The sequence below is a fragment of the Pseudotabrizicola algicola genome, assembly GCF_010915705.1.
GTDB lineage: Bacteria > Pseudomonadota > Alphaproteobacteria > Rhodobacterales > Rhodobacteraceae > Pseudotabrizicola > Pseudotabrizicola algicola.
Genome location: NZ_JAAIKE010000001.1, coordinates 551,245 through 563,304 on the forward strand (window position 1 = coordinate 551,245; position 12,060 = coordinate 563,304).

Below are 12,060 nucleotides of genomic sequence, written 5' to 3' on the forward strand. Positions count from 1 at the left end.
TTACCCTTAAACTATTTCCGAAAACCAAGCAACGAAGCTGACGCCTATGGCCTATGCATCTGGCGCATGGCTGGCGCGCAGCGCATTGACCACCGCCATATAGGCCCCGTTTGCCAGAAATTCGGCCTCTTCCGGCGTGCTCTCCCGCCCGAGGGCGGCATTGCGAAACGGAAACCGGCCATACCGCGCGATGATCTCGCGATGCGCGCGCGCATGCAGCAATATCTCGGCATCGCCCTCCATCTGCGTCGCCATCAAAGAGGTCGCGAGATCCTGGTCGGCCATGTCCTCGGAATGTTCAAAGGGCATGTAAAAGAATTGCCGCTCCGGCACGGGGGCCTGCATGTCCCAGCCTTCATCCAGCGCCCGCCGCGCCGCCGCCCGTGCCCGCCCGTCATTGACAAAGGCGCGTGCCGTGCCGCGATAGACATTGCGCGAAAACTGGTCCGCCACCACCAGATAGGCCAGCGTGCCGACCACGCCGTCGACCCAATGCTCCAGCCCGTCGTTTTCCATCGCCTCCAGCAAGGCGCCGAAGCGCACGGCGCAGGCGTCGTCGATTTCCTCGCTCCCCGCATACCAGCCCTCGGGGCCGATCTCGCCCAGCCAGAAATCCAGAACCTCGATCGGATCAGACATGTCCGCCTCCTGCTTTTCGGGCAGCCTGACAGGCCATCGCCCGAAAGGCAAATCAGTTCCGCCCCTTGCCCTGCCGGGCGTCCTCCGCCTCGACCAGCGCCGCCGTCTCGACCGCGACTACCGAAGCGGTCGGCGACAGCGGCGTAAAGCCCGAGGTCACCATCGGCGTCTCGCGCCGCTGCGTCATCCGCCACGCCGCATAAACGCCCAAGGTTCCGAACAGGATCCCCATGAACAGGAAGAAGCCGGACGAGCCGATCTCTTCCATCATCCATCCGGTGATGACCGGGCCGGAGATTGCCCCCAGTCCATTAATGAAGAGCAGACCTGCCGAGGCGGCGGCCATGTCTGTCTTGTCCAGATAATCGTTCACATAGGCCAGCAGCAGGGAATAAAGCGGGTTCGACACCCCGCCACAAATCGCGCCAATCCCGACAAGCACCACAAAGGGCGGATCAAAGACCACCGGAATCATCAGCGCGACCGCGCCGAAGAAGGACAGCCACATGACGACGATCCGGCGGTCGATCCGGTCGGACAGCCAGCCGATCGGATATTGCAGCACCAGCCCGCCGACATAGATCGCCGACACAAAGATCGTCAGATCGGCAATCGACAGCCCCGCCTGTGTCCCCCAGACAGAAGCCATGCCGAACTGCGCCGAAAACACGCCGCCCAGCAAGAACATGCCGACGCAGCCAAGGGGCGAGGCCTGGTAAAGCCGCCGGAACGACAACGGCTTGGTCGATTCGAAAGCCGGAGCCTGACTGACCGACAACAAGATTGGCGTAAAGGCCAGCGACACCAGCACCGAAGGGATGACGAACAGGATATAGCCCGACGGGTCCCCCACGTTCAGCAAAAGCTGTGCCGCGATGATCCCGATCATCTGCACGATCAGATAGAGCGACAGCGCCTGTCCCCGGTTTTCATTGGTGGAGGCATTGTTCAGCCAGCTTTCGGTTGCGATGTAGACGCCCGAGAAGGAAAAGCCGATCACCACCCGCAGCGCCGCCCAGACCATCCAGTCGGGCGCGGCGGCGTAAAGGATCAGCACCGCCGAGATCATCGAACCCAGCGCCGCAAACACCCGCACATGACCGACGCGGCGGATCATCTCGGGCGCAAGGCGGCTGCCGAACAGAAAGCCCACGAAATAGGCCGACATCACCAGAGACATCTGGAACGTGCTGAAATTCTCGATCCCGCCCCGGATGCCCAGCAAGGTGCCTTGCATCCCGTTGCCCAGCATCAGCAGACCAAGACCAAGCAACAGCGCCCAGGTGTTGCGCAAAACGATGAGCATGGTGGAAACGTCCTTCGATAAGTGCGGCCAGTCTATCCGCGCCTTGCGCATAAGTCATGTCGATTGCAGGCACAGTCGCGCCCCTGCCTTGCCCGCCCCCGCGCAAAGCGCGCCCGTCAGGGCATCAGCAAAGACGCATCGCCATAGCTGAAGAACCGGTAGCGCTCGGCGATGGCATGGGCATAGATCCGGTCCATGCGGTCTTTGCCCATCAGCGCCGAGACCAGCATCAGCAGCGTCGATTTGGGCAGATGGAAGTTGGTCATCAGCGCATCGGTCGCATGGAAGGTGAAACCGGGATAGATGAAGATATCCGTTGGCCCCTCCCAAGGCTCCACCCGGCCCGAGCGGGCGGCGGTCTCGATCAGCCGCAGCGCCGTTGTGCCAACCGGAATGACCCGCCCGCCCGCCGCCTTGGTGGCGTTGATCTGCTCGGCGGCGGCAGGGGTCACCTGCCCCCATTCGGCATGCATCTTGTGCGTCGCCACATCCTCGACCTTCACGGGCAGGAAAGTGCCCGCCCCCACATGCAGCGTCACTTCTGTGAACAGCACGCCCTTGGCACGCAGCGCCTCCAGCAGCGGCCCGTCGAAATGCAGGCTGGCGGTCGGCGCCGCCACCGCGCCCTTATGGCGGGCAAAGACCGTCTGGTAATCATCCTCGTCCTGCGCATCGGGCGCGCGCTTGGCGGCGATGTAGGGAGGCAAGGGCATTGCCCCCGCCTGCGCCAGAGCCGCGTCAAAGTCGTCGCCCGTCAGGTTGAACTCCAGCCGCAGGTCGGTGCCGGTCTTTTCCGCCACGATGCCGGACAGATCGGACGAGAACACAATTTCCTCGCCCACCTCGACCTTGCGCAGCGGCTTGGCCATCGCCCGCCAGCCCGACACCGCCGGCTCCATCAGCGTGATCTCGATCCGCGCCACCGCGTCGCCCCGCGTGCGCCGCCCGCTCAGCCGCGCCGGGATCACGCGGGTGTTGTTCAACACCAGACGGTCACCCGGGCGCAGCACATCGACCAGATCGCGCACATGCAGATCCCGCATCGCATCCCCCTCGGCCAACAGCAGTCGCGCGGACGGGCGCGGGCGCGCGGGGCGGGTGGCGATCAGCGCTTCGGGCAGATCAAAATCAAAATCGGACAGTTTCATCAAAAGCCTTCATGTCAGTTTTCGCGCCGCAGCACGGGGGCCGGACGGCGGAAGATTTCGCGGAACATGCCCGGCGTCAGGATCGACAGCGGATTGACCTGCACCTGCGGCGCATCCGACGTGCCGCGCAGCGCGTAGTTGAAGCCGAAAACTCCCTCGCCGCGCCGCGTCAGCAAGGCGCCGATGCCATTCACCAGATAGATCGGCGACACAACCCCCTGCAAGGCAAGCCGCTTGTTTTTGATGCCGTAAAGCCCTGCCATCGACACGCCCAGACTGGCCCCCATCGCCGATCCACGCGTCACCTCGATCGCATCGGGGGTGATGATGAAATCGGCCTCGGCCTCACCGAAATAGATGCCCTCGCCGTTCAATTGTTCCAGCAACCCAACGACCGAGATCGCGGAAAGAAGCTCGGCAAGCACACTCGCGCCCCGCACCCGCAACCGTGTGATATCGGCCCTTCCGTCATAGACACCCTTTTGCGCGCGCGGCGTCAGCCGCAGATCGAGCGTGCCCCCGCGCGCCGAAGCAAAGATGCCAGCCGCGCGTAATGCCGCCCCCGCGTCATTCGATTGTATCCGCACGGCGGTTCCGTGGCGCGATGGCACCGCGGTTCCCTGCACCGGCGCCGCGCCGTTGACACTGCCGCGAAAGCTGCCGTTCAGGCCGCCGCGCTGCGAAAAACTGCCGCGAAATCCGGTAAGGACGATGCCTTCGCTCACCACCAGACGGTCGAGGTTCAGCGTCAACGCACCTTGCGCCTGCGCACTGGAAGCACTCGCGCCCGACGGCGGATCAAAGCGGCGCAGATCCACCGTGCCACCCGTCACCGTGATGTCGGGCGCACGCCCTGCGCCCCGTCCGGTCAGCGTCACCCCTCCGGTCAGCCAGTTGTTGAGACGCACCGAGGAAAAGCGCGCCTCTTGCAGCCCGCCGCCTGCTGCCAGCGTGATCGCGCCTTGCGCCTCCAGCCCGCCGCCGCGCACGGCAAGACGGGTGATCTGCGGCACCTTGCCCAACGCCGCCTCCACTTCCAGCCGCCCCGAGGCGCCTGCACCCTTGCTCCAACCCACGGGTGGCAGGCGCAGGCCGATTCCGTTCAGGTCAGAGACAAGCTGCAACCGTCCCGGTGCATCGCGCTCCAGATCGATCGTCACCTCGGCGCGGCCAGACCCGCTGACCATGCCATCGGGCAGGCCAAGGCCGAATTCCGACACCGCCTCCTGTGACAGGGCCACCGTGCCTGTCACGCGGCTCTTGCCTTGCTGGTCGGGGCCGAAGCCTTGGGTAAAGGCCACGTCAAACGGCACCTTCCCGATGCGCCCCGGCCCTTCGATCCGCAACCCCGACGGATCGGCGCTCAACGTCAGCCCCTCGGCGGTGATGGTCTTGCCCGGCACCAGCACATCGCTCGACAAGCCCAAAATCTGTCCGCGCACGGCATAGTCGACATCCTTCAACTCCACCCGCCGGACCAAGGGCAGCGACAGCTTGGTATCGACCACCGCACGCCCCTGCCCCAGATCGGGCGGGCGTCCGGCCTTGGTCATGAAGCCAAAGGGGGGCAGGTCCAGCAAGGACAGCGCAGCCGTCAGCGCGCTTTCGGTGCGCAGCCGGATTTCGGCACGCGGCGGCCGCATCAGTACATCGGGCACCGAAAACACCGATCCGGCCACATCGATCTCGCCGCCCTGCGGAGCCTCGACCGTCCCGCCATCCAGCACCAGCGTATAGGCGCTGCCCTCGATGCTGGACCTTCCACGCCCGTTGCGGATCGGCGGCAGGGTGCGCAGGAACCGCACCTCCGCCCCGTCGAATTCATAGCCGAGCGCGAGCTTGGGGTCCTCCCCCGGCGTGACCCGCAAGGCCGCCTTGACATTGCTCAGCAGCCCCTTGGCCACGTTCTGCCCCACCCAGTCGCGCGTGCCGGGCACCGCACTTTTGGGCCATATCTGCAAAAGGCGGTCATGCGCGATGGCATCCAGCGTCACATCCAGCGCCACCTGCCAGCCTGCGGTCAGCGCATCGACCGCACCCGTCAGCGTCAGCCGCCGTCCCGCCTCTTCGATCAGGCTGACCTGCCCGATTTCAAGCCGGAACGGGTCCAGCGTCAGCCGCGCATCCATCGCCCCGCCGGTAAAGCGCAGCGGCGCGTCGAACAATCCCTCGGGGTCAAGCTGCACCTCGGAAATCTGCACCTGCCCCAGAAAGCCGCCCGGCAAGCGGCTGCCCAAGGCCCCTGTCAGGATCTCGCCCGCATCGCCCAAAAGATAGGAATGGCCCGCCGCCTTCAGCCGCAGCGTCGGCCCCTCGACCGCAAGATCGTTGATCAGCACCCTGCCGAGGGCGGGATCATAACCCAATGACAGCGTCGCCCCGTCAAAGCCGATCGGCGCGGTCGCCGGATCGGGCTGCAAGGCTCCCGCCCCCAGTGACATCTGGGTGCTCAGCGCGCTCAACCCGTCATTGTTCACCTCGGCCGAAATCCGGCCCGAGATCGGCGCATCCAGCACGCCAAGCCATGCCAGAACCGGGGTCTGCGCCGCAATGTCCGCCGCCGCCACCCGGTCGACCGCTGCGGTCACCCGCACCAGCGCCTGACCCTTGGGCCGGACCAGCGTCACAAGGGCCTGGGCAGGCTCCCCCGCCCCCGAGAGCAGTGAGAGGCCAACCTCGGCGGCCAGCGCATCCTCGCGGTTTTCAAGCGTGATACGGCCATCGCCCACCGTCCATGTGCGGCGCAGGCGGGCATCTGTCAGCGTCAGGCTCGCCCCTTCCACCTCGATCAGATCGAGATGGGTCAGCAGCGGCAAGTCCAGCGCATCGTCAATCTGCGCCAGCAGCGCGTTCAACCCCGTGATCGGCGGCGCAGCGCCCCCCGTGCCAATCTGCAGATCCAGACTGCCATCAGCGCGCCGATTGAGCGTGACCGCGCCGCCGACAATCCGCAAGGAGGCTGGGCGCAGCGCCCGCTCGGCAAGAAAAGCGCGGGCATCAAAGCTCATCAGCAAGTCAGGCAGTTCCAGAAGCGTGCTGCCGCTGCCCTGCAACAGCCGCACATCTTCCAGCCGCAGGCGCGGCGTCCAGTCGGTATCGAGCAACACCTCGATCCCGCCCACCGAAACCGCCGCCCCCGGCAAAACATCCTCCAGCGCGGCATTGGCACGCGTTTCGGCCTCGGCCACGGTCCAGACCGGCAGGCGAATGGCCTTGCCGGTCAGCGCCAGCACCCCCAGAACCGACACTGCCGACAGAACGACCAGCACCAGAAGCACCACAAGACCCGCCCGGCCCGCGCGGCGCAGGCCAGCCGAACGGGGCCGCAAAAGCGGTGCCTGATCGCGCTTGGCGCTGTCCGATTCGTCCCGCGCGGACATGTCCGTCATCGCGCCCTTGCCCTTCCGCCCAACCTTGCCCGCCCCTCCGCGGGCCTTGACGCCCGTTTGTCGCCCGGACTTGCCTTTATCTTCGCGGATCGGCAACTAAAACGCAAAGGGTCGTGACCCCAAAGGCAAGGAGCCGCTGAAATGACCACCCAGATCCCCGAAGCAGGAACCGCTGCACCTGATTTCACCCTGCCGCGCGATGGCGGCGCAAGCGTCACCTTGTCCAGCTTCCGCCCCGGCAAGGTGGTCCTGTATTTCTATCCCAAGGACGACACCCCCGGCTGCACGCTCGAGGCGCAAGATTTCACCGCCCGTGCGGCAGAATTTGCCGCAGCAGGAACCACGGTCATCGGCGTCAGCAAGGACAGCGTGAAGGCGCATGACAAGTTCTGCAAGAAGCACGGCCTTTCGGTCATTCTGGCCAGCGATGAAAATGGCCAGACCTGCGAGGACTACGGCGTCTGGGCCGAGAAGAGCATGTATGGCAAAACCTACATGGGCGTGACCCGGGCCACGTTCCTGATTGACGGCAACGGAACGATTGCCCGCGTCTGGCCAAAGGTCAGCGTCAAGGGCCATGCCGATGAAGTGCTGGCTGCGGCACAGGCACTGTGATGCTCAGCCTTGCCGAACGCGCGGTGCAGGTCCTGACCACCGCCGACGGGCGCGCGAAATGCGCCCTGTCGCGCGCCCATGCCGCCGATTGGAGGGCGGCGCGGGCCGCAGGCACTCCGCTGCCGGTCGGCAAGGCCACCCCGCCCGACGCGCCCGCGCGCCCCGAACGGCCCGAATTGCTCGACCCGCGCGATGTCCCGCGCCGCCGCCCCGGATCGCCCGCAGGGCGGCTCGCGCTGCTGCATGCCGTCGCGCATATCGAACTCAACGCCGTTGATCTGCACTGGGACATCATCGCGCGCTTTACAGATCATCCGATGCCGCTCGGCTTTTATGATGACTGGGTGAAGGCGGCGGATGAGGAATCCAAGCACTTCAACCTCATGGCCGATTGCCTCGAGGCGCTGGGCAGCCATTACGGGGCAATGCCCGCCCATGCCGGCATGTGGCGTGCCGCCTCCGACACCGCGGGCGATCTGCATGGCCGCCTTGCGGTGGTGCCGATGGTGCTGGAAGCGCGCGGGCTCGATGTAACTCCGGGCATGATCGACATTTTCCGCAAGGCAGGCGAGGCAGGGCCCGTCGCCGCGCTCGAGGTGATCTATGCCGAAGAAGTGGCGCATGTCGCCTATGGCTCCAAATGGTTCAACTGGCTCTGCGGCCGTGATGGCACAGACCCGAAAGAGGTGTTCCACAGCTTGGTGCGCCGCTATTTCCACGGCAGCCTCAAGCCGCCGTTCAACGAGGAAAAGCGCGCCGACGCGGGCCTGCCGCCCGATTTTTACTGGCCGCTGACCGAAGGCGCAGACACGGGCGCCTGACCGCAAAAAGAACAGGATCGGCGGGAACTCGCCGATTCCTCTGTTCAATGGGCGGGTTCCGGGCAAGCTACGGTCAAATTTGTTGCGATAGTGTAAAGTCGCCTCTAATCAAAAGGGGCTTGATGCCCCCGCTTGGGGCGGCCTTGCATTCGCCCTTCCCGAAGGTCACGAACGGAACACCAACAGTGCTCACGCGACTAACCTATCGCATCAATCTTGGACTTGAGCGGTATTTCCCCGAACAACGTCTCTTTCTGAAATCCGACAGCGAAACCCGCTTCATCCGGCTGCGCCCGGCCACACAGGCCGTTGCGATTGCAGGCGGCACTGTGGTGCTCGGATGGACCATTCTGGCCACCGCCATCATCTTGATGGAATCGATCAGCGCCGGATCGGGCCGCGATCAGGCCATGCGCCAGCAGGTGCTCTACGAACAGCGCCTCAACGCCCTCAGCCAGGACCGCGACGCACGCGCGGACGAGGCGGCAGGCGCGCAGGAACGCTTCAACCTTGCGCTCGCGCAGGTGGCCGAGATGCAAAACCGCCTGCTTGCCTCGGAAGACCGCCGCCGCGAGCTGGAAACCGGGATCGACGTGATCCAGAACACGCTGCGCCGCACCATCAAGGAACGGGACGAGGCGCGCGCACAGGCCGAAGCCGCAGGCGTGATGGTGGTGGCCGAAAACGGCGTCAAGAAAACCGATGCCGGACGCGCCAAGGATGCAATGGCCACCGTCGACATTCTGGCCGATGCCCTGTCCGCCACCGCGCAAGAGCGTGACCTGATGCAGGGGGCCGCCGCCAAATCCGCCGAAAGGGTCGAGGCCGTGCTGGCCGAGAAGAAGGCGCTGCAAACCCGCAACAACGAAATCTTTGCCAAGCTGGAAGAAGCGGTCAGCGTCTCGATGGAGCCGCTCGACAAGATGTTCCGCGCCGCCGGAATGTCACCGGACGAGCTGCTCTCGCAAGTGCGGCGCGGCTATTCCGGCCAGGGTGGCCCGCTCACCCCGCTGACGCTCTCGACCAAGGGGTCGGTGTCCAACCCGGATGAACAGCGCGCCAACGCGATCCTGCAAGGGCTGGACCGGATGAACCTGTATCGTCTGGCCGCGTTCAAGGCACCGTTTGCCATGCCGGTCAAAGGCAACTTCCGCTGGACCAGCGGCTTTGGCACCCGCAATGACCCCAAGGGCATGGGCCGCCGGATGCACGAAGGCACCGATATGGCTGGCGCCTATGGCCTGCCGATCCTCTCCACCGCCGATGGCGTCGTGACCCATGCGGGCTGGTCCTCGGGCTATGGCCGTCTGGTCAAGATCCGCCACGAGTTCGGCATCGAGACGCGCTATGCTCACTTGTCTGCGATCCGCGTAAAGGTTGGCGATAGGGTATCGCGCGGCGAACAGATCGGTGATATGGGCAATTCGGGCAGGTCCACCGGGACCCACCTCCATTACGAAATCCGCATCGGCGGCAGAGCCGTGAATCCGATGACCTTCATAAAGGCAGCGAACCATGTTTTCTAAGAGCCGAATCAATGAACCCGGGCCAAAGGCAGACGACAAGTCGAAGGCCCCCGAAACTCAGGTCTCAAAACCGAACATGGACTTCACGCCGTCTGCCCCCAAGGGCAAAGTTTCTGCATCTGTCCTGTCTTCCGACCTGACGATCGTGGGCAATCTGCGCACCACCGGCGACATCCAGGTTGAAGGCACAGTCGAGGGCGACATCCGCGCCCATCTTCTGACCGTTGGCGAAAGCGCCACCATCCGCGGCGAGATTGTCGCCGACGACATCGTGGTCAATGGCCGCGTGATCGGCCGCGTCCGTGGCCTCAAGGTCCGTCTGACCGCCACCGCGCGTGTCGAGGGCGACATCATCCACAAAACCATCGCCATCGAGTCCGGCGCCCATTTCGAGGGCTCGGTGCAGCGTCAGGAAGACCCGCTGGCACAGGGCCGCATCTCTGCCCCTGCCCCGCAGGCGCAACTGGCCCCGCCGCTCGGCGCCAGCAGCACTCCGGCGCAAAAGCCCGGCGACGGCGTCTGATACCAAAAGGCCCCTGGCCCAAACCACAAAGCGCGCCCGACCGGGCGCGCTTTTGCGTTTGCAGGTCTCAGCCCGCCTCGAAGGCCAGCGCGCGGCGGTAGAGATGCCATGTCGCATGGCCCAGCACCGGCAACACCACGAAAAGCCCCAGAAAGCCCAAGGCCATCCCCGCAAACAGCATCCCCGCAATCAGCAGGCCCCAGACCAGCATCGTTGCGGGATTGGTCGTCACCACGGAAAAACTGGTGATCATCGCCGTGATGAAATCCACCTCGCGGTCCAGCAGATAGGGCAGGCTCACCACGGTCAGGGCAAACAGCGTGCCGGCAAAGGCCGCCCCCACCGCCGTGCCGACCAGCAGCATCATCACGCCTTCCGGCGTCTGGAACACCGCAAAACTGCTGGTGATATTGGTCATCGTGGCATTGCCCAGAAAGACCGCAAAGATCATGTGGCCCAGAAAATTCCAGAACAGGAAGAACACCACCACGACTGCCGCCATGGACGGAATCTGGCGGTCTTTCTGGCGGAAGATCACCCCCGCCACGCCCGCAAAATCCAGCCGCTCCCCCGCCTCCAGCCGCCGCGATACCTCATAGAACCCGCAGGCGATGAACGGCCCCAGAATGGGAAATCCCGCCCCCGCGATGATGGTCCACCAGACCTGCCCCTTGGCCAGCAGCGCATAGGTGATAAGCCAGCCCGCCACCACATAGACTGCCGAAAACACCAACCCGTAAAGCGGGGCCGCCCGAAAATCGCGCCAGCCTGCCGCGAGTGCCGCCCGCAGGTCCGAAAGGTCCAGTTCCATGATGTCGGAGGCCGGATTGGCCCCCGGCTTTGTCGCAACCGCGTCGCTGTTCATAAGCCCTCCCGTGCTTTGCCCCAAAGGCTAAGCGGAAAGGCCGCGCGGCTCAAACATGTATTTCAGGTGCAGCTTTCGGCAAAGCTCAGTCGGCGTTCGCCTCGGCGCGGCTCTTTCCGGCGACATCCATCGCCAGCGTGGCCGCCATGAACTGGTCCAGATCGCCATCGAGAACGCCGCCGGTGTCGCTGGTTTCCACCCCGGTGCGCAGATCCTTCACCATCTGATAGGGCTGCAACACATAGGAGCGGATCTGGTTGCCCCAGCCCGCCTCGCCCTTGTTGTCATAGGCGGCGTTGATCGCGGCGTTCCGCTTGTCCAACTCCATCTGATACAGCCGCGATTTCAGCGCATTCATCGCAATCTCGCGGTTCTGGTGCTGCGACTTCATCGAACTCGTCACAACGATTCCCGTGGGCAAGTGCGTGATCCGCACCGCCGAGTCGGTGGTGTTGACGTGCTGCCCGCCTGCACCCGAAGACCGATAGGTGTCGATGCGGATTTCATTGTCCGGCACCACGATCTCGATATTGTCGTCGATCACAGGGTAGACCCAGACCGAAGAAAACGACGTGTGCCGCCGCGCCGCCGAGTCATAGGGGGAAATCCGCACCAGACGATGCACGCCCGATTCCGACTTCAGCCAGCCATAGGCGTTGTGCCCGGTGATCTTGTAGGACACCGACCGGATGCCCGCCTCTTCCCCGGCGGTTTCCGACTGCATCTCGACCTTGTAGCCCTTTTTCTCGGCCCAACGCACATACATGCGCGCCAGCATGCTGGCCCAGTCGCAAGATTCCGTCCCACCCGCGCCCGCATTCACCTCGAGGAAGGTGTCGTTGCCATCGGCCTCGCCGTCCAGCAGCGCCTCAAGCTCCTTGTCGGCCGCAAGCTTGGTCAGATCGCGCAGCGCGCCCTCGGCCTCGGTCACGATCTCGGCGTCGCCTTCGGCCTCGCCCATCTCGATCAGTTCGACATTGTCGCGCAGGCCCCGCTCGATCAGTTCATAGGTGGAAATTGCCTCCATGAGCGCCTGACGTTCTTTCATCAGCTTCTGCGCCTTGGCAGGGTCGTTCCACAGATTGGGGTCCTCGATCATCGCGTTGAATTCTTCCAGCCGATGCGAGGCGGTTTCCCGGTCCATCCGCTGGCCAAGCAGCTTCAGCGATTTTTCGATAGCGGCGACATTGTTCTGCGTCTCGGCGCGCATGGCTCTTCATCCTTCAGG

The 12,060-nt window shown here is 64.6% G+C and carries 10 protein-coding genes; 4 read left to right on the forward strand and 6 right to left on the reverse strand.

Annotation, left to right across the window (positions count from 1 at the left end):
- Window positions 1–51: 51 nt before the first annotated feature.
- From G3572_RS02625 to G3572_RS02640, 4 genes are all read right to left on the reverse strand, one after another.
- Complete coding sequence (locus G3572_RS02625) at window positions 52–639, reverse strand: DUF924 family protein (protein ID WP_164609108.1); 588 nt, start codon at window positions 637–639, stop codon at window positions 52–54.
- 52 nt (window positions 640–691) lie between these two features.
- Window positions 692–1,945 carry an MFS transporter gene (locus G3572_RS02630; protein WP_164609109.1) on the reverse strand — a complete coding sequence of 418 codons (1,254 nt, stop codon included), beginning with the start codon at window positions 1,943–1,945 and terminating at the stop codon, window positions 692–694.
- A 116-nt stretch (window positions 1,946–2,061) separates the two neighbouring features.
- The gene (gene queA / locus G3572_RS02635) at window positions 2,062–3,093 is read right to left on the reverse strand and encodes a tRNA preQ1(34) S-adenosylmethionine ribosyltransferase-isomerase QueA (protein ID WP_164609110.1); all 1,032 of its coding nucleotides are present in this window, start codon (window positions 3,091–3,093) and stop codon (window positions 2,062–2,064) included.
- A 14-nt stretch (window positions 3,094–3,107) separates the two neighbouring features.
- Window positions 3,108–6,482 (reverse strand): AsmA-like C-terminal region-containing protein, encoded by a 3,375-nt coding sequence (locus G3572_RS02640; RefSeq protein WP_240335378.1) that lies wholly within the window; start codon window positions 6,480–6,482, stop codon window positions 3,108–3,110.
- Window positions 6,483–6,623: 141 nt separating this feature from the next.
- Between G3572_RS02640 and bcp the strand changes: the two genes are divergently transcribed.
- From bcp to G3572_RS02660, 4 genes are all read left to right on the forward strand, one after another.
- Window positions 6,624–7,097, forward strand: coding sequence for a thioredoxin-dependent thiol peroxidase (gene bcp, locus G3572_RS02645; protein ID WP_205518442.1), 474 nt, complete (start codon window positions 6,624–6,626; stop codon window positions 7,095–7,097).
- Window positions 7,097–7,918, forward strand: a complete 822-nt coding sequence (locus G3572_RS02650; protein ID WP_164609111.1) for a ferritin-like domain-containing protein — start codon at window positions 7,097–7,099, stop codon at window positions 7,916–7,918. Before bcp ends, G3572_RS02650 begins: the two co-directional genes overlap by 1 nt.
- A 185-nt stretch (window positions 7,919–8,103) precedes the next feature.
- Complete coding sequence (locus tag G3572_RS02655) at window positions 8,104–9,444, forward strand: DUF5930 domain-containing protein (RefSeq protein ID WP_164609112.1); 1,341 nt, start codon at window positions 8,104–8,106, stop codon at window positions 9,442–9,444.
- Complete coding sequence (locus G3572_RS02660; RefSeq protein WP_164609113.1) at window positions 9,434–9,967, forward strand: bactofilin family protein; 534 nt, start codon at window positions 9,434–9,436, stop codon at window positions 9,965–9,967. Before G3572_RS02655 ends, G3572_RS02660 begins: the two co-directional genes overlap by 11 nt.
- A gap of 67 nt (window positions 9,968–10,034) precedes the next feature.
- Here the strand turns inward: G3572_RS02660 and G3572_RS02665 are convergent, their stop codons facing one another.
- Both G3572_RS02665 and prfB read right to left on the reverse strand, forming a co-directional pair.
- Window positions 10,035–10,832, reverse strand: a complete 798-nt coding sequence (locus G3572_RS02665) for a DUF2189 domain-containing protein (RefSeq protein ID WP_435530947.1) — start codon at window positions 10,830–10,832, stop codon at window positions 10,035–10,037.
- Between the two features lie 85 nt (window positions 10,833–10,917).
- Entirely contained in the window at window positions 10,918–12,042 is a 1,125-nt protein-coding gene (prfB, locus tag G3572_RS02670) for a peptide chain release factor 2 (RefSeq protein WP_164609114.1), read from the reverse strand.
- Window positions 12,043–12,060 lie beyond the last annotated feature (18 nt).